Annotated in this window: 24 protein-coding genes; 18 read left to right on the top strand and 6 right to left on the bottom strand. The window is 74.6% G+C overall.

The features are described from left to right. The first annotated feature begins 137 nt into the window (after window positions 1-137). The gene (locus KPL57_RS46725; RefSeq protein ID WP_226356889.1) at window positions 138-1,175 is read left to right on the top strand and encodes a LacI family DNA-binding transcriptional regulator; all 1,038 of its coding nucleotides are present in this window, start codon (window positions 138-140) and stop codon (window positions 1,173-1,175) included. Window positions 1,176-1,182: 7 nt separating this feature from the next. On the opposite strand, the gene KPL57_RS46720 is transcribed toward KPL57_RS46725, so the two are convergent. Next, window positions 1,183-1,944 carry a GntR family transcriptional regulator gene (locus KPL57_RS46720; RefSeq protein ID WP_226356888.1) on the bottom strand — a complete coding sequence of 254 codons (762 nt, stop codon included), beginning with the start codon at window positions 1,942-1,944 and terminating at the stop codon, window positions 1,183-1,185. Between the two features lie 180 nt (window positions 1,945-2,124). Here KPL57_RS46720 and KPL57_RS46715 point away from each other — a divergent pair, with 180 nt between their 5' ends. The 4 genes from KPL57_RS46715 (at window position 2,125) to KPL57_RS46700 (ending at window position 6,080) form a co-directional block, all read left to right on the top strand. After that, on the top strand, window positions 2,125-3,099 hold the full coding sequence (locus tag KPL57_RS46715) for a substrate-binding domain-containing protein (RefSeq protein WP_226356887.1): 975 nt from the start codon (window positions 2,125-2,127) through the stop codon (window positions 3,097-3,099). A gap of 68 nt (window positions 3,100-3,167) precedes the next feature. Continuing rightward, on the top strand, window positions 3,168-4,250 hold the full coding sequence (locus tag KPL57_RS46710) for an ABC transporter permease (RefSeq protein WP_226356886.1): 1,083 nt from the start codon (window positions 3,168-3,170) through the stop codon (window positions 4,248-4,250). Between the two features lie 7 nt (window positions 4,251-4,257). Continuing rightward, window positions 4,258-5,073 carry an ATP-binding cassette domain-containing protein gene (locus KPL57_RS46705; RefSeq protein ID WP_226356885.1) on the top strand — a complete coding sequence of 272 codons (816 nt, stop codon included), beginning with the start codon at window positions 4,258-4,260 and terminating at the stop codon, window positions 5,071-5,073. After that, window positions 5,073-6,080, top strand: coding sequence for a Gfo/Idh/MocA family protein (locus tag KPL57_RS46700; RefSeq protein WP_226356884.1), 1,008 nt, complete (start codon window positions 5,073-5,075; stop codon window positions 6,078-6,080). Before KPL57_RS46705 ends, KPL57_RS46700 begins: the two co-directional genes overlap by 1 nt. An 83-nt stretch (window positions 6,081-6,163) precedes the next feature. On the opposite strand, the gene KPL57_RS46695 is transcribed toward KPL57_RS46700, so the two are convergent. Next, on the bottom strand, window positions 6,164-7,189 hold the full coding sequence (locus KPL57_RS46695) for a LacI family DNA-binding transcriptional regulator (RefSeq protein WP_226356883.1): 1,026 nt from the start codon (window positions 7,187-7,189) through the stop codon (window positions 6,164-6,166). Window positions 7,190-7,263: 74 nt separating this feature from the next. On the opposite strand from KPL57_RS46695, the gene KPL57_RS46690 reads away from it, so the two are divergent. The 4 genes from KPL57_RS46690 to KPL57_RS46675 are packed head-to-tail and all read left to right on the top strand — an operon-like array spanning window position 7,264 to window position 11,156. Then, entirely contained in the window at window positions 7,264-8,454 is a 1,191-nt protein-coding gene (locus KPL57_RS46690; protein WP_226356882.1) for a phytanoyl-CoA dioxygenase family protein, read from the top strand. Then, window positions 8,451-9,233, top strand: coding sequence for an SDR family oxidoreductase (locus KPL57_RS46685; protein ID WP_226356881.1), 783 nt, complete (start codon window positions 8,451-8,453; stop codon window positions 9,231-9,233). The genes KPL57_RS46690 and KPL57_RS46685 overlap by 4 nt, the downstream gene beginning before the upstream one ends. Before the next feature lie 43 nt (window positions 9,234-9,276). After that, window positions 9,277-10,278 (top strand): Gfo/Idh/MocA family oxidoreductase, encoded by a 1,002-nt coding sequence (locus tag KPL57_RS46680; RefSeq protein ID WP_226356880.1) that lies wholly within the window; start codon window positions 9,277-9,279, stop codon window positions 10,276-10,278. Further along, on the top strand, window positions 10,275-11,156 hold the full coding sequence (locus KPL57_RS46675; protein WP_226356879.1) for a sugar phosphate isomerase/epimerase: 882 nt from the start codon (window positions 10,275-10,277) through the stop codon (window positions 11,154-11,156). Before KPL57_RS46680 ends, KPL57_RS46675 begins: the two co-directional genes overlap by 4 nt. A gap of 29 nt (window positions 11,157-11,185) precedes the next feature. On the opposite strand, the gene KPL57_RS46670 is transcribed toward KPL57_RS46675, so the two are convergent. After that, window positions 11,186-11,938 carry a GntR family transcriptional regulator gene (locus KPL57_RS46670; RefSeq protein ID WP_062402928.1) on the bottom strand — a complete coding sequence of 251 codons (753 nt, stop codon included), beginning with the start codon at window positions 11,936-11,938 and terminating at the stop codon, window positions 11,186-11,188. Between the two features lie 134 nt (window positions 11,939-12,072). Here KPL57_RS46670 and iolC point away from each other — a divergent pair, with 134 nt between their 5' ends. From iolC to KPL57_RS46630, 8 genes are all read left to right on the top strand, one after another. Then, window positions 12,073-13,044, top strand: a complete 972-nt coding sequence (gene iolC, locus KPL57_RS46665; protein ID WP_226356878.1) for a 5-dehydro-2-deoxygluconokinase — start codon at window positions 12,073-12,075, stop codon at window positions 13,042-13,044. Beyond that, the gene (locus KPL57_RS46660; protein ID WP_374203878.1) at window positions 13,041-13,940 is read left to right on the top strand and encodes a class I fructose-bisphosphate aldolase; all 900 of its coding nucleotides are present in this window, start codon (window positions 13,041-13,043) and stop codon (window positions 13,938-13,940) included. The genes iolC and KPL57_RS46660 overlap by 4 nt, the downstream gene beginning before the upstream one ends. Continuing rightward, window positions 13,937-14,806, top strand: a complete 870-nt coding sequence (iolB, locus tag KPL57_RS46655; protein WP_226356877.1) for a 5-deoxy-glucuronate isomerase — start codon at window positions 13,937-13,939, stop codon at window positions 14,804-14,806. Before KPL57_RS46660 ends, iolB begins: the two co-directional genes overlap by 4 nt. Before the next feature lies 1 nt (window position 14,807). Then, window positions 14,808-16,727, top strand: a complete 1,920-nt coding sequence (gene iolD, locus KPL57_RS46650; protein WP_226356876.1) for a 3D-(3,5/4)-trihydroxycyclohexane-1,2-dione acylhydrolase (decyclizing) — start codon at window positions 14,808-14,810, stop codon at window positions 16,725-16,727. A gap of 14 nt (window positions 16,728-16,741) precedes the next feature. Continuing rightward, the gene (locus KPL57_RS46645; protein WP_226356875.1) at window positions 16,742-18,247 is read left to right on the top strand and encodes a CoA-acylating methylmalonate-semialdehyde dehydrogenase; all 1,506 of its coding nucleotides are present in this window, start codon (window positions 16,742-16,744) and stop codon (window positions 18,245-18,247) included. A gap of 125 nt (window positions 18,248-18,372) precedes the next feature. Next, a complete protein-coding gene (locus tag KPL57_RS46640; protein ID WP_226356874.1) occupies window positions 18,373-19,791 on the top strand; it encodes a sugar porter family MFS transporter in 1,419 nt (472 codons plus the stop codon). Window positions 19,792-19,813: 22 nt separating this feature from the next. After that, window positions 19,814-20,167 (top strand): universal stress protein, encoded by a 354-nt coding sequence (locus KPL57_RS46635; RefSeq protein WP_226356873.1) that lies wholly within the window; start codon window positions 19,814-19,816, stop codon window positions 20,165-20,167. Beyond that, window positions 20,164-21,321, top strand: coding sequence for a Gfo/Idh/MocA family protein (locus tag KPL57_RS46630; RefSeq protein ID WP_226356872.1), 1,158 nt, complete (start codon window positions 20,164-20,166; stop codon window positions 21,319-21,321). The genes KPL57_RS46635 and KPL57_RS46630 overlap by 4 nt, the downstream gene beginning before the upstream one ends. Before the next feature lie 13 nt (window positions 21,322-21,334). On the opposite strand, the gene KPL57_RS46625 is transcribed toward KPL57_RS46630, so the two are convergent. Continuing rightward, window positions 21,335-23,557, bottom strand: coding sequence for a cytochrome P450 (locus KPL57_RS46625; RefSeq protein ID WP_226356871.1), 2,223 nt, complete (start codon window positions 23,555-23,557; stop codon window positions 21,335-21,337). A 100-nt stretch (window positions 23,558-23,657) separates the two neighbouring features. Continuing rightward, window positions 23,658-24,686 carry a LacI family DNA-binding transcriptional regulator gene (locus tag KPL57_RS46620; protein WP_226356870.1) on the bottom strand — a complete coding sequence of 343 codons (1,029 nt, stop codon included), beginning with the start codon at window positions 24,684-24,686 and terminating at the stop codon, window positions 23,658-23,660. A 123-nt stretch (window positions 24,687-24,809) separates the two neighbouring features. Between KPL57_RS46620 and KPL57_RS46615 the strand changes: the two genes are divergently transcribed. Further along, complete coding sequence (locus KPL57_RS46615; protein ID WP_226356869.1) at window positions 24,810-25,079, top strand: hypothetical protein; 270 nt, start codon at window positions 24,810-24,812, stop codon at window positions 25,077-25,079. Window positions 25,080-25,142: 63 nt separating this feature from the next. Here KPL57_RS46615 and KPL57_RS46610 read toward each other — a convergent pair whose 3' ends face one another. Continuing rightward, entirely contained in the window at window positions 25,143-26,327 is a 1,185-nt protein-coding gene (locus KPL57_RS46610) for an alcohol dehydrogenase catalytic domain-containing protein (protein WP_226356868.1), read from the bottom strand. Between the last annotated feature and the right edge of the window lie 76 nt (window positions 26,328-26,403).

The raw sequence follows: 26,403 nt of genomic DNA, 5'->3' as shown, positions 1-26,403 counted from the left end.
CCCGGTCCTCGGTGCGCCGGTGGGGCACCACCGGCAAACAACTAGAGCGCGCTAGTACGCTCGGTCGGCAACTATCCGGCGCCGTACCGACTATGTCAAGACAAAGATTGGCCGCGTCGGCACGAACGGGAGGCCCCGTGCCCGAGCTGGATCCCCCCGCCGCCGCGACGCCCCGGCGGCGGCGCCCGACGATGTCCGACGTCGCCGAGCGCGCGGGCGTATCGCGCGCCCTGGTGTCGATCGTGTTCCGCGACCGGCCCGGGGCCTCGGACGCGACCCGGGCCCGCGTGCTCACCGCCGCCGACGAGCTCGGCTACACCCCCGACAGCGCCGCACGGCTGCTCGCCCGCGGGCGCAGCCGCACCATCGGCGTGCTCACCACGGTCGGCGAGCCGTTCGAGGCGGCGCTGATCGAGTGCCTCTACGCCGAGGCCGGCCGCTACGGCTACGGCGTGCTGCTCAGCGCCCGCACCCCCGGGCACGACGAGCGGACCGCGGTCGACGAGCTGCTCGCCCACCGCTGCGAGGCGCTGGTCCTGCTCGGCCCCGAGGCCCCGGACGCGGAGCTGATCGCGCTGGCCCGGCGGACCGCGCTCGTCGTCGTCGGGCGCGGGGTGCGCGGGGTGGACAGCGCCCACACCGACGACGAGGCGGGCCTGCGCGCCGTCACCGAGCACCTGATCGCCGCCGGTCACCGCCGGATCACCCACGTCGACGGCGGCCCGGGCCCGAACGCCGCGGCCCGCCGCGACGGCTACACCGCCGCGATGACCGCCGCCGGGCTGTCCGGGGAGGTGCGCGTGCTGCCCGGCGCCTACGACGAGGAGGCCGGCATCGCCGCCGCGCACCGGCTGCTGGCCGGCGGGCCCGGCGACCCCGCGCCGCCGACGGCCGTCGTGGCCGGGAACGACCGGTGCGCGATCGGCCTGCTGGACACGCTGCGCCGGTCCGGGGTGGACGTCCCCGGGCGGATGTCGGTCGCCGGCTACAACGACGACCGGGTGTCGCGGCTCGCGCACGTCGACCTCACGACGGTCCGCCAGGACACGGCCGCGCTGGCCCGGGGCGCGGTCGACGCCGTCCGCGCCCGGCTCGACGACCCGGCGGCCGGGCCGGTGGAGCTGGTGCTGGACCCGCACCTGGTGGTGCGGGGCACGACCGGCCCCGTCCGCTGAGCGGCCGTCAGACCGGGGCCGGCGCGGCGGCCCCGGCGGGCAGCGTGACCTCGATGGCGTAGCGGCTCGGCCGGTACAGGTGCGTGCCGTACTCGACGGCGTGCCCGGACTCGTCCCAGGCGGTGCGCACCGTCGTCAGCAGCGGCGCGCCGGGCGGCTCGCCGAGCGCGGACGCCTCGTCCGCGGTCGCCGCCCGGGCCCCGACGACCTGCCGGGCCAGTCGCGGAGCGTGACCGGCGGAGCGCAGCAGCGCGTAGAGCCCGTGCGCCACGAGGTCCTCCACGCGCGGCGCGAGGACCGACACCGGCACGACGTTGGTCATCAGGGCGAGCGGCTCGCCGTCGGCCAGGCGCAGCCGCTCGATCCGGGTGGCGACGGTGCCGGGCGGCACCCCGAGGGCACGCGCGACGCCGTCGTCGACCGGCCCGGTGGTGCACCGCCGCAGCACCGTCGCGGGCGTCCGGCCGGCGCGCAGCAGGTCGTCGTGCAGGCTCGTCAGGTCGGCGGGTCGCGCCAGCGGGGGCGGCAGCACCCGCGTCCCGGCGCCGCGCTTGCGCGCCAGTACCCCCTGCTCCACCAGGTAGGACACCGCCCGGCGCAGCGTCGGGCGGGTCGCCCCGAGGCGCCCGACGAGCTCGGCCTCGCCGGGCAGTCGGGACCCGGCGGGCAGCTCGCCGGACTCCACCATCGCCCGCAGCCGGCTCGCGACCTGGAAGTACAGCGGCACCGGGCTGCCGCGGTCCACGCGGACGCCGACCGGGTCGGGCACGGCACTCCCCATTTCTGATGAGGGCGTCAGTTTGTCCTGACAAACCATTGACGAGACAGTGCGGTGAGCGTACATCTATGCGTGGTCCGCATCACCCTCCGACATCGGGGCCCTCGGAGGAGACCGCCACACTCGCCGCGACCGGTCGACCCGCGTCGCGATCACAGAGAGAGATGCTCGATGAGGAGTATTCGGAAGATCGGCGCCGGACTGGCCGCAGCTTCGCTGGTCCTCGGACTGACGGCCTGCAGCAGCCAGGGAGGCGCGCAGAACGACGCCGCGGCGACCCAGGGGCAGCGCTACACGATCGCGATGATCACCCACGAGCAGGCGGGCGACACCTTCTGGGACAAGATCCGCGCCGGGGCCGAGGACGCCGCCGCCACCCACGGCATCGACCTGAAGTACTCGAACAACGAGCAGGGCCCGGAGCAGGCCACACTCGTCCAGAACGCCATCGACTCCAAGGTGAACGGCATCGCCGTCACCCTCTCCTCCGCCGACGCCGTCGTCCCGGTCGCCAAGAAGGCCGCCGACGCGGGCATCCCCGTCGTCGCCTTCAACCAGGGCATCGACCAGTACAAGGCCGCCGGCGCGAAGATGTACTTCGGGTCCGACGAGAGCCTGGCCGGCCAGACCGTCGGGCAGAAGCTCTCCCAGACCAGCCCCGGCGGCAAGGTCCTCTGTGTGATCCAGGCCCAGGGCTCGGTCGCGCTGGAGACCCGCTGCGAGGGTGTCAAGAAGGCCTACCCGAACACCGAGAACATCCAGGTCAACGGCGCTGACCTGCCGTCGGTGCAGCAGACGCTGAACGCCAAGCTCTCCGAGGACAAGTCGATCACCGACATCGTCACGCTCGGCGCCCCGATCGCGCTGGCCGCGATGCAGGCCCAGGAGGGCACCGGCTCGACCGCGAAGATCGCGACCTTCGACCTCAACCAGGACGCGGCCAAGGCCATCCAGGACGGGAAGATCCTCTTCTCGGTCGACCAGCAGCCCTACGTCCAGGGCTACATGGCCGTCGAGTCGCTGTGGCTGAACCTCTCCAACGGCAACGACCTCGGCGGTGGCAAGCCCGTGCTCACCGGCCCGTCGCTGGTGGACAGCTCGAACATCGGACAGATCCTGCCCTACACCCAGGCCAACAAGCGCTGACCCGGCGCGTCCGGGGGCGGCCCGCGCACCGGCCGCCCCCGGACGTCCGCCTCGACCAGGAGCCTCCCATGAGCACACCCACCGCCGCCGGCGAGGCCGGCGCGTCCACCCCGACCCCGCCCGCGCCCGAACCGGCGCCCGCGGCCCCGCAGTCCCGCTCGCTCTCGGCCCGGCTGTTCACCCGCCCCGAGTTCGGGACGATCATCGCCGCCGTCGTGATCTTCGTGTTCTTCTTCGCGATCGCCGAGCCGTTCCGCACGCTGGACTCGTTCGCGACCGTGCTCTACGCCGCCTCGACGATCGGGATCGTGGCCGTCGGTGTGGCGCTGCTGATGATCGGCGGCGAGTTCGACCTGTCGTCCGGGGTCGGGGTCACCACCTCGGCGCTGACCGCGGCACTGTTCGCCTACCAGCTCTCGCTGAACATGTGGGTCGGCGTGGTGCTCAGCCTGGTGGCGGCGCTGCTGGTGGGCTTCATCAACGGCTGGCTGGTGGTCACCACCGGCATCCCGAGCTTCCTGATCACGCTGTCGATGTTCTTCGTCCTGCGCGGCGCGAACATCGGCGTCACCAAGGCCGTGACCGGCACGGTGGCCACCAACAACGCCTCCGAGCTGGACGGCTTCGCCTCCGCACACGCGATCTTCGCCTCGGACATCCCGCTGGGCTTCATGACGGTCAAGGTCACCGTGCTGTGGTGGCTGGCGCTGGCCGCGGTCGCCTCCTGGATCCTGTTCCGCACCCGTCTCGGGAACTGGATCTTCGCGGTCGGTGGCAACGCCCCGTCCGCCCGCGCCGTCGGCGTCCCGGTGAAGAAGGTCAAGATCGGCCTGTTCATGGGGGTCGGCTTCGTCGGCTGGATCCTGGGCATGCACATCCTGTTCAACTTCAGCTCCGTGCAGTCCGGCCTCGGTGTCGGCAACGAGCTCATCTACATCGTCGCGGCGGTCGTCGGCGGCTGTCTGCTGACCGGTGGCTTCGGCTCGGCGATCGGTGCCGCGATCGGCGCGTTCATCCTCGGCATGACCACCCAGGGCATCGTGTTCGCGGGCTTCGACCCGAACTGGTTCTACGCCTTCCTCGGCGCGATGCTGCTGCTCGCGGTCGTGCTGAACCTCTACATCAAGAACTACGCGACGACGCGGAAGTGAGCCCGAGATGACCGACACGATCGCCGAGAACGCCGCCTCCGACCTGCGCGCGGGCGAGCCCCTGGTGCGGATGCGCGGGGTGGGCAAGGCCTACGGCGCCATCCGGGCCCTGGAGGGCATCGACCTGACCGTCAACGCCGGCGAGGTCACCTGCGTGCTGGGGGACAACGGCGCCGGCAAGTCCACCCTCATCAAGATCATGTCCGGGCTGCACCCGCACTCCGAGGGCACCCTGACCGTGCACGGGCGCGACACCACGTTCTCCTCGCCGCGCCAGTCGCTGGACCTCGGCATCGCGACGGTCTACCAGGACCTCGCCGTCGTCCCGCTGATGGAGGTCTGGCGCAACTTCTTCCTCGGCTCCGAGCTGCGCAAGGGCAACTACCCCCTGGCTCCGCTCGACATCGCCGGCATGCGCGAGATCGCCGACGCCGAGCTGCGCAAGATGGGCATCCACGTCAAGGACATCAACCAGCCCATCGGGACGCTGTCCGGCGGCCAGCGCCAGTGCGTCGCGATCTCCCGTGCCGTGTACTTCGGCGCCCGGGTGCTGATCCTCGACGAGCCGACCGCGGCGCTGGGCGTCAAGCAGTCCGGTGTGGTGCTCAAGTACACCGCAGCCGCCCGCGCCGCCGGCCTGGGCGTCGTGTTCATCACCCACAACCCGCACCACGCCTACATGGTCGGCGACCACTTCATCATCCTGAAGCTCGGCCGCCGGGTGCTCGACCGCAAGCGCTCCGAGGTCACCCTCGAGGAGCTGACCGCCGAGATGGCGGGCGGCCAGGAGCTCGCCGAGCTCGCCCACGAGCTGAAGCGCTGATGGAGCCGCTGCGCATCGGGATCCTGGGAGCCGCCCGGATCGCCCGCGAGGCGCTGGTCGACCCCGCGGCCGTCACCGGTGACCGGCTCGTCGCCGTCGCCGCACGGGACCGCGGGCGCGCCGAGGCCTTCGCCGCCGAGCACGGCGTCGAGCGGGTGCACGACGACTACGCCGCCGTGCTCGCCGACCCGTCGGTCGAGGTCGTCTACAACCCGCTGGCCAACGCGCTGCACGGGCCGTGGAACCTGGCCGCGATCGCGGCCGGCAAGCACGTGCTGAGCGAGAAGCCGTTCGCCGCCAACGCCGAGGAGGCCCGCGAGGTCGCCGCCGCGGCGCGGGCGGCCGGGGTGGTCGTGGTCGAGGGGTTCCACCACGTGCACCACCCGGTGCTGCGCCGGGTCGTGGAGATCGCCGCGTCCGGGGAGATCGGCACCGTGCGCCGGGTCGAGACGACCTTCGAGATGCCCGCCCCCGCCGACGACGACCCACGCTGGTCCGCCGATCTCGCGGGCGGCGCGGTGATGGACATCGGCTGCTACGCCCTCCACGTGCAGCGCACGCTCGGACGCGTCGTGCTGGGCGGGGAGCCCCGGGTGACCGCCGCGGAGGCGACGCAGCGCTCGCCCGGCGTCGACGCGCGCCTCGCCGCGGACCTGGAGTTCCCGTCCGGGGCGACCGGCCGGGCGCGCTGCGACATGGAGGCCGCCGGGTTCGCGTTGCCGGCCCGGGTGGTCGGGGACCGCGGCGAGGTCCTGGCCCGCAACTTCGGCCTGCCCACCCGCGACGACCGGGTGGAGGTCACCGTCGACGGCACCACCCGCACCGAGCACCTCGGCACCCGGCCGACCTACCTCTACCAGCTGGAGGCGCTGCGGGCGCACCTGCGCGAGGGGGCGCCGTTCCCGCTGGACCTCGACGACGCCGTCGCTAACGCGGAGCTGATCGACGCCGCCTACGCGGCCGCCGGGATGGCACCGCACCCGCGCCTGCCGGCGCCCGTGCACTGAGGGCGCGGCACCGCCGCTCCGGGCCGGTCACCGCACCCCCGGACCGCGTTCCGCGGAACGCGCCTGCGCCCCGTCCGCCGGGCTCAGCTCCGGGGTGGGGCGGTGCTGGCGCGGGGCAGCAGCCGCGGCGCGAGGACGACCTCGCGCGCGGTGTCCCGGCCGCCGTCGAGCCGCTCGGCCAGCAGGTCGAGCACGTGCTCGGCGGTGCCCGGGACGTCCTGGCTGACCGTGGTCAGGTCCACGTGCGCGAGCCGGGACAGCGGGCTGTCGTCGTAGCCGGCCACCGACACCGTGGCGGGCACGTCGACCCCGGCCCGGGCCAGGGTGTCGAGCAGGCCGACCGCGCAGCGGTCGTTGAACACCGCGACCGCGGTCGGCAGGGACTCCCCCGCCAGCAGGGTGCGGGCGGCACGGGCGCCGTCGGCCTCACCGTGCCCGCCGGCCACCACCCGCCCGGGCAGCCCGGCGGCGCGCATCGCCGCCCGGTAGCCGTCGCGGCGCTCCGCGGCGATCGAGCCCGCGCCGCCGTCGACGTGCACGACCTCGCGGTGCCCCAGGTCGAGCAGGTGCCGGGTCTGCTCGGCGGCGCCGTCGTCGTCGGGCACCCGGACGACGTCGACCCCGGCACCGGGCAGCCGCCGCCCGACCGCCACCACCGGCAGCGTCGCGCCCAGCTCGGCGAGCCGGTCCGCCGGGGCGTCGCTGCCGAGCAGCACCAGCGCCTCGCAGCGGGAGTCGACGAGGGACTCGACCGCGCGGCGCTCGTCGCGGGCCGGGGAACGGGCGCCCAGCAGCAGGTCGCGGCCGCGCCGCTCGGCGAGGGCGAGCAGCTCCTCCACCAGCTCGGCGTGGTAGGTCGAGCGGATGTCGAGCACGACGCCGACGGTGCCGCTGCGCCGGCTCGCGAGCATGCTCGCCGCGCGGTCGGGCCGGTAGCCGAGCGCGTCGGCCGCGGCCAGCACCCGCGCCCGGGTCGCCGGGCTGGGCCCCGGGGCGCCACGGAGCACCAGCGACACCGACGCCGGGGACAACCCGACCCGCGCGGCGACGTCGGCCAGCCGCGGACGCCCCGCTCCCGGACTTTGTCTTGACATGATCTCCCCTCGCACCGCAGACTCGTCCCGGTATTAAAGCGCTTTAAAGCGCTGACCGGTAGCTCACCGCCGAGCCCGAGGAGAGCGGTATGACCCGCACCGTCACCCCCACCCCCGCCGCCTGGCTCGACCCGGCCGACGCCCGCGTCGTGGACCTCCGGGCCCACGTCGAGCGTCCCGCCGACCCGGCGGCGCTCCCCCGCGCCCGGCACATCGACCAGGGCGTCCCCGTCTACGACGCCGCCGCGCTCGTCGCCGAGGCCGCCACCGGCCCGGCCGGGCGTCGCGCCGTGCAGGCCGAGCTCGCCGGGGCGCTGGCCGACGGGCCGGGCATCGTCGTGCTGGCCGGGGCGTTCGCCGCCGCCGAGCTCGACCCCGTCACCGCCGAGTTCGAGGCGATCGTCGCCGAGCAGCGCGCGTCCGGCGCGACGGTCGGCGACCACTTCGCGACCGCGGGCGCCAACGACCGGATCTGGAACGCCCTGGAGAAGCTCGCGGTGCGCGCGCCCGCCGCGTTCACCGCCTACTACGCCAACCCCGCGACCGCGCTGGTCTGCGAGGCCTGGCTCGGACCCGGCTACCAGGTCACCTCCCAGGTCAACGTGGTCAACCCGGGCGGGGCCGCACAGAGCCCGCACCGCGACTACCACCTCGGCTTCATGGACGCCGTCGGCGCCGCCCGCTACCCCGCGCACGTCCACCGCCTGTCCCCCGCGCTGACCCTGCAGGGCGCCGTCGCGCACACCGACATGCCGGTCGAGACCGGGCCGACGATGTACCTGCCCGGCTCGCAGACCTACCCGCACGGCTACCTCGTCGCCGACCGCGAGGACTTCCGCGCCTACTTCGCCGAGCACCACGTGCAGCTGCCGCTGTCCCGCGGCGACGCCGTGTTCTTCAACCCCGCGCTGCTGCACGGCGCCGGACACAACCGCTCCGCCGACGTCCGGCGGACGGCGAACCTGCTGCAGGTCTCCTCGGCGTTCGGCCGGGCGATGGAGAGCGTCGACCGCGGCGTCGTCGCCCGCGCCGTGTTCGGCGCGCTCACCGCGATGCGGGCCGCCGGGGTCGCCGACGACCTGGTCGCCAACGCCGTCGCCGCGGCCGCCGAGGGCTACGCCTTCCCCACCGACCTCGACGCCGACCCGCCGGTCGACGGGCTCGCCCCGCCCTCGCCCGCCGACGTCCTGCTGCGCGCGGTCCGCGAGGGCTGGACCCCCGAGCGGCTCGACGACGTGCTGGCCGGGCAGGTCGCGCGCCGCCGCGGGGTGGCGTCGTGAGCGGGCTGCTCGACGGCCGGGTCGTGCTCGTCGCCGGTGGCACCACCGGGGTCGGCGCCGCCTGCGCCCGGACCGCGGCCCGCGAGGGTGCCGCGGGCGTCGTGGTCACCGGCCGCCGCCCGGAGCCGGGCGAGAAGCTCGTCGCCGAGCTCGGCGAGCAGGGCGTGCGCGCACTGGCCGTGCCCGGTGACATCGCCGACCCGCACGCCTGCCGTGCCGCCGTCGACGCCACCGTCGCGGAGTTCGGGCGGGTCGACTGCCTGGTCACCGCGGCCGGGCTGACCGACCGCGGCACCCTGCTCGACACCACGCCCGAGCTGTTCGACGCCCACATCGCGGTCAACCTGCGCGGCCCGTTCTTCCTGATGCAGGCCGCCGTCGCCGACATGGTGCGCCGCGGCGCCCCGGGCACCGTCGTCGCGATCGTGTCCGAGGCCGCGCACGGCGGGGCACCCGTGCTCGCGCCCTACGTCGCGGCGAAGGCCGGGCTGGCCGGGCTGATCCGCAACGCCGCGCACGCGCACCGCTTCGACCGGGTCCGGATCAACGGCCTGGCCATCGGCTGGACCGACACCGAGGGCGAGGACGCCACCCAGCGCCGCTTCCACGGCGCGGGCGACGACTGGCGCGAGCGCGCCGGGGCCCGGCTCCCGATGGGCCGCCTCGCCGCACCCCAGGACGCGGCCGAGGCCGTCGTCTTCCTGCTCTCGGACCGCTCCGGCGTGGTCACCGGCTCCGTCCTGGACTGGGACCAGCAGGTCGTCGGCGCCCACGACTGAGCTCCACGACCGACCCGACCACGAACCACCCGAAGGACACCTCATGAGGATCGGACTCATCGGCCTCGGCCGGATCGGCGCGTTCCACGCGCGGACCCTGTCCGGGCTGGACACCGTCGACACCCTGGTCGTCACCGACGCCCGCCCGGACGTCACCGACGCCGTCGCCGCGCAGGTCGGCGCCCGCACCGCGGGCTCGCCGGAGGAGCTGCTCGCCTCCGGCGTCGACGGGGTCGTCATCGCCGCCGCCACCCCGGCGCACCCGGAGCTGCTGCTCGCCGCGGTCGAGGCCGGGCTGCCGGTGTTCTGCGAGAAGCCCCTGGCCGGCCGGATCGACGACGCCGTCGCGCTCGCCGCCAAGCTGGCCGGGCGCGACGAGCGGGTGCAGATCGGCTACCCGCGCCGCTTCGACGCCGGCTACGCCGCCGCGCGGGCCGCCGTCGCGGGCGGTGAGCTGGGCCGGGTGCACACCGTGCGGGCCACCACCCTGGACCCCGCCCCGCCGCCCGCCGAGTACCTGCGCGTCTCAGGCGGGATCTTCCGCGACTGCTCGGTGCACGACTTCGACGCGATCCGCTGGGTCACCGGCCGCGAGGTCGTCGAGGTCCACGCCGTCGGCGACACGCACGGCGACCCGGTGTTCGCCGAGATCGGCGATGTCTCGACCTCCCAGGCGATCCTGACCCTCGACGACGGCAGCCACGCCGTCGTCTCGAACTCCCGCTACAACCCGCGCGGCTACGACGTGCGCCTGGAGCTGCACGGCGACGCCGACTCGGTCGCCGTCGGCCTCGACGCCGGGCTGCCGCTGCGCTCAGTCGAGCCGGGGGTCACCTTCCCCGGCGGCACCCCGCACGCGTTCTTCATGGACCGGCTCGCCCCCGCCTTCCGCGCGGAGCTGACCGCGTTCACCGGGCTCGTCGCCGGGACCACGCCCTCGCCGTGCACCGTCGCCGACGCCATGGCCGCGGGCTGGATCGCCGAGGCCGCCACCGCATCGCTGCAGTCCGGGCGCACCGTGCGCCTCGAGGAGGTCGTCCGATGAACGCTCCCACCGGTCCCCGGATCGCCGGCGCCCCCATCTCCTGGGGCGTCTGCGAGGTCCCGGGCTGGGGCTTCCAGCTCGACCCGGAGCGTGTGCTCACCGAGATGCGCGAGGTCGGGCTGTCGGCCACCGAGTTCGGCCCGGACGGCTTCCTGCCCGACGCGCCCGCCGCCAAGGCCGCGACGCTGGAGGCCCACGGCCTGTCCGCGGTCGGCGGGTTCACCCCGACCCTGCTGCACGTGCCCGGGCACGACCCGCTGCCCGGTGTCGAGGCACTGCTCGCCGGCTACGACGCCGCGCACGCCGGCACCCTGGTGCTGTCCGCCGACTCCGGCGGCACCGGCTACGACTCGCGCCCCGAGCTCGACGGCGCGGGCTGGGCGCTGCTGCTGTCCCACCTGGACCGGATCGCGGAGTACGCCGCGACCCGCGGCGTCGTCGCCGTGCTGCACCCGCACGTCGGGACGATGGTCGAGACCGGCGACGACGTCGCGCGCGTCCTGGAGGGCTCGTCGATCGCGCTGTGCCTGGACACCGGGCACCTGCTCATCGGCGGCACCGACCCCGCCGCGCTGACCCGCCAGGCTCCCGAGCGGGTCGCGCACACCCACCTCAAGGACGTCGACCTCGGCCTCGCCCGCCAGGTGCAGGACGGCCGCCTGACCTACACCGAGGCCGTGGGTGCGGGCATGTACCGCCCGCTCGGCGAGGGCGACGTCGACCTCGAGGGCGTGCTCACCACCCTCGACGCCCACGGCTACGACGGCTGGCACGTCCTGGAGCAGGACACGATCCTGCACGGCCCGCCCACCGGCGTCGGCCCGGCGGGCGACGTGCACACCAGCGTGCAGAACCTGCGCAAGGCCCTCGGCCGCTGAGACCGGCCGGGGCACCGCACGGTCCGTGCTCAGACCACCAGGGAGGTCTGCACGGTGTAGCGGTCGGAGCGGTACAGGTGCCGCCCGACCTCGACCAGGGCGCCGGCGTCGTCGTAGACGATCAGCTCGGCGGTGACGCACGCCAGCGGGCGGGGCTGCTCCAGCAGTCCCGCCTCCTCGGCGTCGGCGAGGCGCGCCCCGATCGTCTGGTGCGCGATCGCGATCTGGGCCCCCTGCTCGCGGAGCAGGTCGTAGAGGCTGCGCCCCGCCAGGGCGACGTCGTCGAGCTCGAAGCGGGCCGGCACGTAGTTGGTCATGATCGCCAGCGGCTCGCCGTCGGCCCAGCGCAGCCGGCGGACGACGTGCAGCGGCGCGTCCGGCGCCATGACGTCGCCGAGGTCGATGCCGGCCGCGGTCGGTGTGGTCGTGTCGTGCGACAGCAGCCGGGTGTCGGGCTCGCGCCCACCCGAGGCGAGGTCGCTGTAGAGGCTGGTCAGCCGGGCGTCGCGGTGGATGGCCGGGCGCACCACCTGGGTGCCGAGACCGCGGCGGCGCACCAGCAGCCCCTTGCGGACGAGCTCCTGGATCGCCTGGCGCGCGGTCGGCCGGGCCAGCCCGAGGCGCTCGGTGAGCGACAGCTCGTTCTCCAGCCGGTCCCCGGGGCGCAGGTCGCCGTTGTCGATCGCGGCCTCGATGGCCTGCGAGAGCTGGTGGTAGAGCGGCACCGGACTCGTCCGGTCGAGGCGGACGTCGACCTGGACGGCGTCGGAGCGGGTGGCCATGTCCACCACTCTACCGGCCCAGGTCCGGTTGTCCTTATGTCTGTACAAACTATTGACCGCGGCGGGCACGCGGCCTACCGTTCTCCTCGTCGCCCGTTCCGTCGCACACCGCCCACGAGAGGTCACCGAGGACCATGAACGCCCCCGCTGAGATCCTCACCTTCGGCCGCGCCGGGGTGGACATCTATCCGCTGCAGGTCGGTGTCGGCCTGGAGGACGTCACCTCGTTCGGGAAGTTCCTCGGCGGCACCACCGCCAACGTCGCGGTGGCCGCGGCCCGGCTCGGGCGGCGTGCCGCGATCGTCACCGGGGTCGGTGACGACCCGTTCGGTCGCTACGTGCGCCGCGAGCTGAACCGGCTGGGCGTGGACGACCGGCACGTCGTGACGAACTCCGAGTTCCCGACGCCGGTGACGTTCTGCGAGATCTTCCCGCCGGACGACTTCCCGCTGTACTTCTACCGCAGGCCCTCCGCCCCGGACCTGCAGGTCTCCCCCGCCGACCTCGACCGGGACGCGATCGCCGCCGCCGGGCTGTTCTGGCTCAGCGTGTCCGGGCTGTCCGAGGAGCCCTCGCGCTCGGCGCACCACGAGGCGGTCGCCGCCCGGGCCGCGGGCAGCGGGCCGACGGTGCTCGACCTGGACTACCGGCCGATGTTCTGGGACTCCCCCGCCGCCGCGACCGAGCAGGTGCAGAAGATCCTCGGCCAGGTCACCGTGGCCGTCGGCAACCGCGAGGAGTGCGAGGTCGCGGTCGGCGAGACCGACCCGGAGCGGGCGGCCGACGCGCTGCTCGACGCGGGCGTCGGGCTGGCGGTCGTCAAGCAGGGCGCGGAGGGGGTGCTCGCGAAGTCGCGCACCGAGCGCGTCGTGAGCCCGCCGATCCCGATCACCCCCTACAACGGCCTCGGTGCCGGCGACAGCTTCGGCGGCTCGCTCGCGCACGGCCTGCTCGCCGGTTGGCCGCTGGAGACGGTGCTGGCCCGGGCGAACGCGGCGGGCGCGATCGTCGCGTCCCGCCTGGAGTGCTCCACCGCCATGCCCACCGCCGCGGAGATCGACGTCCTGCTCGCCGGCGGCGACCCGAACCAGAAGGAGGCGTCGTGAGCTTCGCGCGCGACTACGACGAGGTCCGCGAGATCAGGGCCTCAGCGCCCGAGCGCATCCCCGCCCTGCTGGCCGCACGACGGCGCCGTCCGTTCGTCCCCGCCGACGGCCGGCTGATGATCGTCGCCGCCGACCACCCCGCCCGCGGCGCGCTGGCCGCCCGCGGCCGCGCGGACGCGATGGCGAGCCGCCCGGAGCTGCTCGACCGGCTGCGGACCGCGCTGGCCCGCCCGGGCGTCGACGGCGTGCTGGCCACCGCCGACATCCTCGAGGACCTCCTGCTGCTGGGTGCGCTGGAGGGCAAGGTCGTGGTGTCGTCGATGAACCGCGGCGGCCTGCAGGGCGCGAGCTTCGAGCTCGACGACCGGCTCACCGGCTACGACGTGCGCGGCACCGTCGACGCCGGCTTCGAGGCCATCAAGATGCTGACCCGGATCGACCTGGCCGACCCGGCCAGCGTCCGGACCCTGGAGACCTGCGCCGAGGTCGTCAGCGAGGCCAACCGGGCCGGGCTGGTCGCGATGGTGGAGCCGTTCCTGTCGCGCCGCATCGACGGCCGCGTGGTCAACGACCTGTCCCCCGAGGCCGTCATCCGCTCGGTGCACATCGCCCAGGGCCTCGGCGCGTCCAGCGCGTACACCTGGATGAAGCTGCCCGTGGTCGACGAGATGGAGCGGGTGATGGAGTCGACGACGCTGCCCACCCTGCTCCTGGGCGGGGACCCGACCACCCGTCCCGAGGAGACCTACGCGTCCTGGAAGGCGGCCCTGGAGCTGCCGTCGGTGCGCGGGCTGATCGTCGGCCGCGCACTGCTGTACCCCGAGGACGGCGACGTGGCCGCGGCCGTCGACACCGCCGTGTCGCTGGTGCGCCCGCAGGAGGTGAGGGCGGCGTGACCGGCTACGTCCTCCCCGCAGGCAGCTCCCCCGGCGACGGCTGGGAGCTGGAGATCACCCAGGGGTCCGCGGGCTGGGAGCACTCCTCGCTGCGCATCCTCGCGCTCGACCCGGGCGGGTCGCGGGTCGTGGGGACCGGCGGGGAGGAGATGTTCCTCGTGCCGCTGTCCGGCTCGGCCACGGTGACCTGCGACGGCACGACCCACGAGCTCGCCGGCCGGTCCGGGGTGTTCCAGGGCCCGACCGACTTCGCCTACCTCCCGGTGCGCTCGTCGGTCACCGTCGCCTCCGCGGCCGGTGGCCGGTTCGCCCTCTGCGGCGCCCGCACCGAGGTCGCGCTGCCGTTCCGGTACGGCCCCCGGGAGGACGTGCCGGTCGAGCTGCGCGGCGCCGGGCAGTCGTCGCGGCAGGTCCGCAACTTCGGCGCGGCCGGGGTGTTCGAGGCCGCGTCGGCCATCTGCGTCGAGGTCGTCACCCCGGGCGGCAACTGGTCGAGCTACCCCGCGCACAAGCACGACGAGACGACCGCTCACGAGTGCGAGCTCGAGGAGATCTACTACTTCGAGGTCGCCCCCGGTCCGGCCGGGCAGCCCGGCCTCGGGTTCCACCGCACGTCCAGCTCCCCCGGGCACGACATCGACATCACCGTCGAGGTCCACGACCGCGACACCGTGCTCATCCCCTGGGGCTGGCACGGGCCGTGCGCCGCGGCACCCGGGCACGACATGTACTACCTCAACGTGATGGCCGGCCCCGGCGAGGAACGCGCCTGGAGGATCACCGACCACCCCGACCAGGCCTGGGTCCGCGACACGTGGGCGGACCAGGCCGTCGATCCCCGTCTCACCGGACACGGAGGCCACTGACATGAGCGCTGCGACCGGCGGCACCGTCCGGCTGACCGTCGCCCAGGCGACCGTGCGGTTCCTGGGCGCGCAGTACAGCGAGCGCGACGGCGTGCGGCAGAAGCTGTTCGAGGGCTGCTTCGGCATCTTCGGCCACGGCAACGTCGCGGGGCTGGGCCAGGCGCTGCTGCAGGCCGAGCTGACCGAGCCGGACCTGCTGCCCTACGTGCTGGGCCGCAACGAGCAGGCGATGGTGCACACCGCCGTCGCCTACGCCCGGGCGAGCGACCGGCTGAGGACGTGGGCGGTGTCCTCGTCCGTCGGGCCGGGCGCGACCAACATGGTCACCGGCGCCGCGCTCGCCACGATCAACCGGCTGCCGGTGCTGCTGCTGCCCGCCGACACCTTCGCCGACCGCGCGGCGTCGCCGCTGCTGCAGGAGCTGGAACGCCCCGACGCCGGCGACGTCACCGTCAACGACGCGTTCCGGCCCGTCTCGGCCTACTTCGACCGGGTCTGGCGCCCGGAGCAGCTGCCCGCCGCGCTGCTGTCGGCGATGCGGGTGCTCACCGACCCGGCCGCGACCGGCGCGGTCACCGTCTGCCTCCCGCAGGACGTGCAGGCCCAGGCGCACGACTGGCCGGTGGAGCTGTTCGCCGAGCGCACCTGGCACGTGGCCCGCCCGCGCCCGGAGACCTGGGCCGTGGAGCGCGCCGCGGAGCTGATCCGCTCGGCGCAGCGGCCGGTCGTCGTCGCCGGGGGCGGGGTGCACTACAGCGGCGCCACCGCGGCGCTGGCCGCGTTCTGCGCGGCCACCGGGATCCCGGTCGGGCAGAGCCAGGCCGGCAAGGGCACGCTGGTCTGGGACCACCCGCAGTGCCTCGGCGCGATCGGGTCGACCGGCACCACCGCGGCCAACGCGATCGCCCGCGACGCCGACCTGGTCATCGGCGTCGGGACCCGGTACTCGGACTTCACCACCGCGAGCCGCACCGCCTTCGCCCACCCCGACGTCCGGTTCGTCAACGTCAACGTGGCACCGATCGACGCCGTCAAGCACTCCGGGGTGTCGGTCGTCGCCGACGCCCGGGAGACCCTCACCGAGCTGACCGCCCTGCTGGCCGGCCACCGCGTCGACGAGGACTACGTCGCGGAGTACACCCGGCTCGACGCCGCGTGGACCGCGACCGTCGACGCCGCCTACCACCCGGCGGTCCCGGCGGCCGGCGCCGGCGGCCTGCTGACCCAGGGCGAGGTCATCGGGATGGTCAACGACCTGTCCGACCCGCGCGACGTCGTGGTGTGCGCGGCCGGGTCGATGCCCGGTGACCTGCACAAGCTGTGGCAGACCCGGGACGCCAAGGGCTACCACGTCGAGTACGGCTACTCCTGCATGGGCTACGAGGTCGCCGGCGGTCTCGGCGTGCGGCTGGCCTGCCCGGACCGGGACGTGTTCGTCCTGGTCGGCGACGGCTCCTACCTGATGATGGCGACCGAGCTGGCCACCGCCGTCCAGGAGGGCATCAAGATCATCACCGTGTTGGTGCAGAACCACGGGTTCGCCTCGATCGGCGCGCTGTCGGAGTCGCTGGGCTCCCAGCGGTTCGGCACCCGCTACCGCTACCGCTCGGCGCGGTCGGGCCGGCTCGACGGCGACGTCCTGCCGCTGGACCTCGCGGCGAACGCGGAGAGCTTCGGCCTGCGCGTGCTGCGGGTCGCCACCCCCGGCGAGTTCGCCGACGCGGTCAAGACCGCCAAGGCCGCCGAGGACTCCACCGTGATCCACGTCGAGACCGACCCGCTCGTCGGAGCGCCGGACTCGCGGTCCTGGTGGGATGTCCCGGTGTCGGAGGTGAGCGGGCTCGACTCCACCCGGGCCGCCCGCACCGTCTACGACGAGCACAAGGCGACGCAGCGCCCGTTCCTGCGCCCGAGCAGCTGAGGAAGAAGAGGACCATGACGAGCACGCTGCAGAAGACGCTCCACCACTGGGTCGCGGGAGCGCGGGTCGAGGGCACCTCCGGGCGGACGTCCGAGGTCACCGACCCGGCCACCGGCGAGGTCACCGCGCACCTGCCCCTCGCGAGCGCCGACGAGGCCGCCGCGGTGATCGCCGCCGCGAAGGCCGCGTTCCCGGCCTGGCGCGACACCTCGCTCACCAAGCGCACCCAGATCCTGTTCCGCTTCCGCGAGCTGCTCGACGCCCGCGCCCCGGAGCTGGCCGCGCTGATCACCGCCGAGCACGGCAAGGTGCTCTCCGACGCCGCGGGCGAGGTCGCGCGCGGCCAGGAGGTCGTCGAGTTCGCCTGCGGGATGCCGCACCTGCTCAAGGGCTCGGCGACCGAGAACGCCTCCACCGGCGTCGACGTGCACTCGGTGCGCCAGCCGCTGGGCGTCGTCGGGATCATCAGCCCGTTCAACTTCCCGGCGATGGTCCCGATGTGGTTCTTCCCGGTCGCGATCGCCACCGGCAACACCGTGGTGCTCAAGCCCTCGGAGAAGGTCCCCTCCGCCGCGCTCTGGATCGCCGAGCTGTGGTCCGAGGCCGGCCTGCCCGACGGCGTGTTCAACGTGCTCAACGGCGACAAGACCGCCGTCGACGCGCTGCTGACCAGCCCGGACGTCAAGTCCGTCAGCTTCGTCGGTTCCACGCCGATCGCCCGCTACGTCTACGAGACCGGCACCGCGCACGGCAAGCGCGTCCAGGCGCTCGGCGGGGCGAAGAACCACATGGTCGTGCTGCCCGACGCCGACCTCGACCTCGCCGCGGACCAGGCGGTCAACGCCGGGTTCGGCTCCGCGGGCGAGCGCTGCATGGCCGTCTCCGCGCTCGTGGCCGTCGGCGACATCGCCGACACCCTGGTCTCCAAGATCGCCGACCGGGCCCGCGCCCTGCGCACCGGCGACGGCCGCCGCTCCTGCGACATGGGCCCGCTGGTCACCCGGGCGGCCCAGGAGCGGGTGTCGGGCTACATCGACGCCGGCGAGTCCGAGGGCGCCACCGTCGTCGTCGACGGCAGGCAGGGCGAGTTCGACGCCGACGGGTCCGGCTTCTTCGTCGGCCCCACCCTGCTCGACCACGTCGGCACCGACATGACCGTCTACACCGACGAGATCTTCGGCCCGGTGCTGTCGGTGGTGCGCGTCGAGACCTACGCGCGCGCCGTCGAGCTGATCAACGCCAACCCCTACGGCAACGGCACCGCGATCTTCACCAACGACGGCGGCGCCGCCCGCCGCTTCCAGAACGAGGTCGAGGTCGGCATGATCGGCATCAACGTGCCGGTGCCCGTGCCGATGGCCTACTACAGCTTCGGCGGCTGGAAGAACTCGCTGTTCGGCGACACCCACGCGCACGGCACCGAGGGCGTGCACTTCTTCACCCGGGGCAAGGTCGTCACCACCCGCTGGCTCGACCCGAGCCACGCCGGGCTGAACCTCGGCTTCCCGACCAACACCTGACCTCACCCGCCGGGTGGCCGCCGCGCGGCCGCCCGGCGCCGGTGCACCCGGACACCGTCCGCCGCCGTCCGTCCGGCGTCCCGACCCACTCGGATCCGACCACGCACCCTCGATGCGGAGGACCCATGACCACGCACGGAGCGACCGGCGCCCCCGCCGGACTGCCGCCCGACACCCGGGGACCGCACTCGTCGCGGCTCGGCCTGATCACGGTCGTCGCCACCTTCGGCGGGCTGCTCTTCGGCTACGACACCGGCGTCATCAACGGCGCCCTGGAGCCGATGAGCCGCGACCTCGGGCTCACCCCGCTCACCGAGGGCTTCGTCGTCAGCATCCTGATCTTCGGGGCGGCGGTCGGCGCGATCGTCGGCGGGTCGCTGTCCGACCGGCACGGCCGGCGGCACAACATCCTGCTGCTCGCGCTGGTGTTCATGGTCGGCACCGTCGGCTGCGTCCTGGCCCCGAGCTGGCAGGTCCTCGCCGTCTTCCGGTTCGTGCTCGGCCTCGCCGTCGGCGGCGCGTCGGCCACCGTCCCGGTCTACCTCGCCGAGATCGCCCCGGTGGAGCGCCGCGGCGGGCTCGTCACCCGCAACGAGGTCATGATCGTCTCCGGCCAGTTCGCGGCGTTCGTGGTGAACGCGGCCATCTACAGCGTCTGGGGCGAGGTCGACGCGATCTGGCGGGTCATGCTGCTGGTCGCGCTGCTGCCCGCGATCGTGCTGTTCGTCGGGATGCTGCGGATGCCGGAGAGCCCGCGCTGGCTGGTCTCGCGCGGCCGCGAGGAGGAGGCGCTGGCCGTGCTGCGCCAGGTCCGTTCCGACGAGCGGGCCCGCGCCGAGATGGCCGAGGTGCACCGGCTCGCCGACGAGGAGCGCGCCTCGCGCACCGGCGGGGCCACCGACCTGGGGGTGCGCTGGATCCGTCGGCTCATCCTCATCGGCGCCGGGCTGGGGATCTTCCAGCAGGCCACCGGCATCAACTCGATCATGTACTACGGCACCCAGCTGCTGGGTGGCGCCGGCTTCTCGGCGAACGCCGCCGTCGTCGCGAACACCCTCAACGGGCTGTTCTCCGTGCTGGGCGTCACCGTCGGCCTGCTGCTGATCAACCGGATCGACCGCCGCACGATGCTGCTCGGCGGGTTCGTCCTCACCACGACCTTCCACCTGCTCGTCGGGCTGTCGGCGCTGCTGCTGCCGGACGGCACCGCCAAGGCCTGGTTCATCCTGGTGTTCGTCGTGCTGTTCGTGTTCTCCATGCAGGGCACCATCGGCCCGCTGGTGTGGCTGATCCTGTCCGAGATCTTCCCGCTGAAGATCCGCAGCCTGGCCATCGGCATCAGCGTGTTCGTGCTGTGGATCGCCAACGCGCTGGTCGCGCTGCTGTTCCCGCCGATGGTCGCCGCGATCGGCATCGCCAGCTCGTTCTTCGTCTTCGTCGCCCTCGGGCTCGCCGCGCTCGTCTTCGTCTACCGGGTGGTCCCGGAGACCCGCGGACGGTCGCTGGAGCAGCTCGAGGCCGAGTTCCGTACCCGCTACGCGTGAGCCCGACAGGGAGGGAGTGCACATGAGCGTGCTCGTCGCCGTCGCCGCCGGCCCGGAGGGCGCCGCCGCCCTGACCGCCGGGGCCGCCGAGGCCGACCGGCTGGGCACCGACCTGGTCGTGGTCAACCTGACGCTCGACCCGCTGGGACCGCTCCCGGCCGCGGCCGCCGTGCTGGAACGCCACGGCCCCGGCGACCGGGACCCGGTCGACGCCGTCCTCGACGAGATCGCCGAGCGCGGCGACGTGGCGCGGCTCGTCATCGGGCTGCGCCGGCGCAGCCGGGTCGGCAAGGCGCTGCTCGGCAGCGTGTCGCAGCGACTGCTGCTGGACAGCCCGGTCCCGGTGCTGGCCGTCAAACCGGAGGGAACCGCATGACCACCGAGATCGGGGTGGGCGTCGTCGGCGCGGGGTGGATGGGCCACCTGCACGCACGCGCGTACGCCCGGCTGCCGCACCACGTCACCGACCTGCCGCTGCGGCCGCGCCTGGTCGCCGTCGCCGACCCGGTGGCCGCCGCCGGGGCGGACCACGTCGCCCGCTACGGCTTCGCCCGCGCCGTCACCGACTGGCGCGAGCTCGTCGCCGACCCCTCGATCGCGGCGGTGAGCGTCGCGTCGCCGAACAGCACCCACCGCGAGGTCGGTGTCGCCGTCGCCGAGGCGGGCAAGCACCTGTGGATCGAGAAGCCGGTCGGGCTGTCCTCCACCGACACCGCCGCCGTGGCCCGGGCGGTGCACGCCGCGGGCGTGCAGGCGACGGTCGGGTTCAACTACCGAATGGTGCCGGCCGTCGCGCGGGCGAAGCGGCTGATCGACGACGGCCTGCTCGGCACCCTCACGCACGCCCGGTTCCGGCTGCTCACCGACTTCGCCGCCGACCCGTCGGGGGTGCTGAGCTGGCGGTTCACCCGCGAGCACGGTGGCTCCGGGGTCCTCAACGATCTCGCGGTGCACGGCGTCGACCTCGTCCGTCACCTGGTCGGCGACCTCGGTGCGGTGGTGGCCGACGGCGACCGGTTCGTCCCCCGCCGCCCGGTCGCCCCCGCCGGGGCGAGCCAGTACGTCCGTGCCGCCGCCGACGCCCCCACCGGAGAGGTCGAGAACCTCGACTTCGTCTCGGTGCTGGGCCGCGCCGTCGGCGGGGCGATCGTGACGCTGGAGGCCAGCCGGGTCGCCGTCGGCGACCAGAACGACTACGGCTTCGAGATCCACGGCACCCGCGGGTACCTGTCGTTCGACTTCCGGCGCCCCGGCGAGCTCGTCGTCGCCGCGGGCGGGTCGTACGTCGACCAGCCCGCGACGACCTGGGCGGCCGCCCCCGGCGACGGCGACTTCGCGCTGTTCCAGCCCGGGGCCGGCAACCCCACCGGCTTCGACGACCTCAAGGTGTCCGAGTGCGCCGCGTTCCTGCGCGGGATCGCCGAGGGCCGGTCGGGCGGCGCGACGATCGACGACGCGCTGGCCGCGGCCCGGGTGCTCGACGCCGTCGCCGAGTCGGTGGACAAGCGCGCCTGGGTCGACCTGGGCTGAGGGCACCAGAGGGCTACAGGTCCAGCACGAGCCGCGCCGAGCGGGCCCGGGAGACGCAGATCATCATGCAGTCCCCCGCGGCCCGCTCGGCGTCGTCGAGCACGGAGTCGCGGTGGTCGACCTCGCCGTCGAGGACCCGGGTCTCGCAGGTCCCGCAGGTCCCCTCGGCACACGAGGACAGCACCGTCGCGCCCGCCCGTTCGACGACGTCGAGCACCGTCCGCTCCGGCGGGACCTCCAGCCTCACCCCGGTGCGGGCCAGCTCGACGGTGAACGCCTCCGCCCGGGCCGGCTCGCCGACCGGCTTCGGGCTGAACCGCTCCACGTGCAGCGCGCCGTCCGGCCAGGCCGCGCAGCGCTGCTCGACCGCGGCCAGCAGCGGCTCGGGGCCGCAGCAGTAGACCAGCGTGTCCTCGCGCGGGGTGCCGAGCAGGGTGTCGAGGTCGAGCAGGCCGACCTCGTCCTGCGGGGCGACGACGACCCGGTCGCCGAAGCGGGCGAGCTCGTCGAGGAAGGCCATCGACGCGCGGCGACGCCCGCCGTAGACGAGCTGCCAGTCGGCGCCCAGCGCGTCGACGGCGGCGACCATCGGCAGGATCGCGGTGATCCCGATGCCGCCCGCGACGAACAGGTAGCGCGGGGAGCAGGCCAGCTGGAAGTTGTTGCGCGGGCCGCGCAGCCGCACGGTGTCGCCCACCGCGAGGGCGTCGTGGACGTGCCGCGACGTGCCGCGCCCGGCGTCCTCGCGCAGCACGCCCAGCCGCCAGGTGGTGGTGTCGGCCGGGTCGCCGCACAGGGAGTACTGGCGGGCGGTGGCCCCGCCGCAGAGCAGGTCGGTGTGCGCGCCGGGCTGCCACGCCGGCAGCGGCGACCCGTCGGCGGCGCGCAGGGTCAGGGTGACCACGCCGTCGGACGCGGCGTCCTTCGCGACGACGGTCGCCTCGGTCTCGGTCTCCGCCCCGGGCGCCGGTCGGCGGCGCGGCGGCGACGCGGGCCCCGCCGTGGGGACCGGTGCGGCGAGCGCGAGCGGCATCGTCCGCCAGACGTACATGTTGGGTGAGCTGGCGTAGAACCGCGGCGTCGCGTCGAGGGTGAAGTCCCCGAGCAGCGGCAGCGCCTCCTCCAGGGCGATCCGCGCCTCCAGCCGGGCCAGCGGCGCGCCGAGGCAGCCGTGGACGCCCTCGCCGAAGCCGACGTGGCGCCCGGGCGGGCGGGTGACGTCGAACCGGTCGGGATCGGCGAAGCGGCGCTCGTCGCGGTTCGCGGCGCCGGGGACCAGCACGACCCGCGAGCCCGCGGCGAGGGTGACGCCGTGCAGGTCCACCTCGCGGCTGGTGGTGCGGGCGGTCAGCTGCAGCGGGGTCGCCCAGCGCATCGCCTCCTCGACCGCGGCCGGGACCAGCGACGGGTCCGCCCGCAGCAGCGCCAGCTGGTCGGGGTTCTCGGCGAGCAGCTTGAACAGCGTGGTCACCAGCCCGGCGGTGGACTCGACCCCGCCCAGGAACAGGATCATCATCAGGCCGCTGATCTCGGAGGTCGGGGTGATCTCCCCCGGGACGAACGGCTCGCCGTCGACGTCGGCGGTGACCATCGAGGTCATGAGGTCGTCGCGGCCGGCGCGACGACGGGACTCCAGCACGTCGACGAAGTACTGCTGCACCTTCGGGGTGGCGGCCTTCGCCTTCGGCCCCAGGTGCGGGGTGCCGGGGATCCGGTCCTTCAGCTCGTGGGTCCAGTGCTCGAGCTGCTCGCGGCGGGCACGCTCGGCGTCGCCCGCCTCGGCCCGGCTCGGGAAGCCCATGAGGTGGAAGAACACGTCGAACGGCATCGGCCAGGCCAGCTCACGGCCGACGTCGACCCGGTCGCGCCCGGCCCAGGAGCCGACGAGCTCGCAGACGACGCCGCGGATCCCCTCCTCCAGGCGGGCGATCCGCCGCGGCACGAAGAACGGCTGCACGACCCGGCGGACCTGGTCGTGGCGCGGGTTGTCCATCGACCCGATCGACCCCGGCGGGACGTGCTCGAGGCGCGAGTCGTCGATGTCCATGCCCTCGCAGCTGAGGAAGGTGTCGGCGTCGGTGATGGCGGCGCGGACGTCGTCGAAGCGGGTCAGGGCGTACCAGCCGTACCGCTCGCTGCGGTGGACCGGCTCCTCGTCGCGCATCCGCCGGTAGGTCCCGAACGGGTCGTCGGTGTAGAAGCTCGGGTCGAACGGGTCGTACTCGACCGCCGTCACGGGGGCCTCCTCGCAGCCGGATGGTTGAAGCGCTCCAATACAGTTGATTAGAGCGCTCTAACGACTCCGCGTCAATGCGTCCGAACGGGCGCGCGCGGGGTCAGGCCGCGGGCGGGGGCGCCGTCGAGCCGCGCACCACGAGCTCGGGGTCGAGGACGATCTCGCGACGCTCCGGCTCCTCGCCGCGCAGCCGGGCCACGCTGCGCTCCACGGCGAGCCGGGCCAGCTCGACCGGGTCCTGGCGCAGCGTCGTCAGCCCCTGCTCCGGCAGCCGGGCCAGCGAGCTGTCGTCCCAGCCGGTGACCGAGACGTCGCCGGGGACCCGGACGCCGTGCGCCCCGAGCCCCTCGGCGAGCCCGGCGGCGACGTCGTCGTTGAACCCGACGACGGCGGTCGGCAGCGTCGGCAGGCGCAGCAGCTCCCGGGCGGCGCGCACCCCTGCCTCCAGGCTGTCCCCGCCCGGCACGACCAGCCCGTCCGCGGCGAGGCCGTGCCGGCGCAGTGCGGTGCGGAACGCCGTCCGGCGCGCGGCGCCGATCGGGCCGGGGCCGCCGTCGACGTGAGCGATGCGGCGGTGGCCCAGCCCGGTCAGGTGGTCGGTGAGCAGCCGCAGCCCGGCCGTGTCGGAGGTCCGGACGACGTCGACGCCCGGGTCGGGCACCCGCCAGCCGACGACGGTGACCGGCAGCCGCCCGGCCAGGACCGGGACGCCGTCGAGCCCCGAGCCGAGCAGGATGACCGCCTCGCAGCGCAGGTCGAGCAGCGTCTCCACGGCGGTGCGCTCGTCGCGGCGGGGGGTCAGCGCGGACAGGAACAGCTCGTAGCCGCACGCCGCGGCGGCGTCGTAGAGGCCGTCGAGGAGCTCGGCGTGGAAGCGCCCGGACATCCCCAGCACGACGCCGAGCTGGCGCGAGCTACCGCTGGCCAGCAGCCGGGCCCGGGTGTCGGGCCGGTAGCCGACGCGCTCGGCCGCGGCGAGCACGCGCTCCCGGGTCTCCGGGCGCGACCCCGGGGCGCCGCGCAGCACGATCGACACCATGGCGCGGGAGACCCCGGCGGCGGCCGCGACGTCGTCGAGGGTGGGGCGGCGACCCGCCCGTCGGGCCGGGCGGCGGGCGGCGTCGGCCACGGCGTGCTCCTTGTCCGGTCCGGGGAGGCGGTCACCGTAGCAGTGGAGCGCTCCACACCCGGCCGTTCGCCGCCCGCCCGGCCGGGGCGGGTGTGGACGCGGCCCGCGGAGGTACCCCCCGGTATGACCTCCTTCCTGGGACGACTGGTGGACCGGCTGCGCGGACGCGGCCCGGCCGAGGACGTCGAGCCCGACCCGAACCTGGCCAACTCCCGCGAGACCGGCGGCCTGCCCCGGGAGGACGGCGACTCGGCGTCCACCACCGGCACCGGCGCGTCGGGCGAGTTCGTGGGCCGCGTCGCCGGCCGCGACGAGGGTTACGCGGGCCGGACCGGAGCCGAGGCCCGCGCGGAGGCGCTCGCCGAGGACCACCGCGAGGACGAGACCCGCTGACCGGGTCACCCCGGGGCGCGGAGCGTGCCCCGGGGGGACCGGACGTCGGGGGCGGTGCCGGGCTCAGGGGGTGAAGAGCACCTTCACCGCACCGTCGGTCTTGTCCTGGAACATCGAGTACGCCTGCGCGGCCTCCTCCAGCGGGACCCGGTGGGTCGCGAAGTGGTCGACGCCGAGCGGGTCGTCGTCGCCGAGCAGCGGCAACAGGTCCGGGACCCAGCGCCACACGTTGGCCTGCCCCATCCGCATCTGCACCTGCTTGTCGAACAGGGTGAGCATCGGCAGCGGGGTGGCGCTGCCGCCGTAGACGCCCGACAGGGAGATCGTGCCGCCCCGGCGCACCGCGCCGATCGCCAGCTCCAGCGCCGCGGTGCGGTCGCTGCCCGCCGTCTCCATGACCGTGCGGCCCGGCCCGGAGGGCATCGCGGCCACCACCTTCTGGGCGGCGGCCGCGACCGGGGACCCGTGCGCCTCCATGCCGACCGCGTCGATGACGGCGTCGGCGCCGCGGCCCCCGGTCATCGACCGGATCGCGCCGAGCACCTCGTCGTCGCCGTGGCTCAGGTCCAGCGCCGGGATCCCACGCGCCTCGACCCGGGCCAGCCGCTCGGGCACGAGGTCGACGCCGACCACCTGCCGCACGCCCAGGTGGGCGGCGATCCGGGTGCACATGTCCCCGATCGGTCCGAGCCCCAGCACCACCAGCGTCCCGTCGGCGGGGGTCGCGGCGTACTGCACGGCCTGGTACGCCGTCGGCAGCACGTCGGACAGGAACAGGAACCGGTCGTCCGGCGGCCCCTGGGGCACCCGGATCGGCAACGAGTTGCCGAACGGCACCCGCAGGTACTCGGCCTGCCCGCCGGGCACCTGACCGTAGAGCGCGGTGTAGCCGAACAGGGACGCGCCGGTCCCCTGGTCGCGGTTCTGCGTGGTCTCGCACTGGGACTGCAGGCCGCGCCCGCACATCCAGCAGTGCCCGCAGCTGACGTTGAACGGGATCACGACGCGGTCGCCGACCGACAGCTCGGTGACGGCGGACCCCACCTCGGCCACCACACCCATCGGCTCGTGGCCGAGGACGTCGCCGGGCGACAGGAACGGGGTGAGCACCTCGTAGAGGTGCAGGTCGGAGCCGCACAGGCCGGAGCTGGTGATCTGCACGACCACGTCGTCGGGCTGCTCGATGACCGGGTCGGGGACGGTGTCCACCCGGACGTCGCGGCGGCCGTGCCAGGTCAGGGCACGCATGGGGTCCTCCTCGGTGTCGCCGGTGGTGCGGCGCCCGGCTACCCGGCCGCCTCCCGGCGAAACCGGCATGGGCGCC

The organism is Pseudonocardia sp. ICBG601, assembly GCF_020496245.1.
Note: the sequence above shows the minus strand (reverse complement) of the source record. Positions and strands in the feature narration are given on the sequence as shown.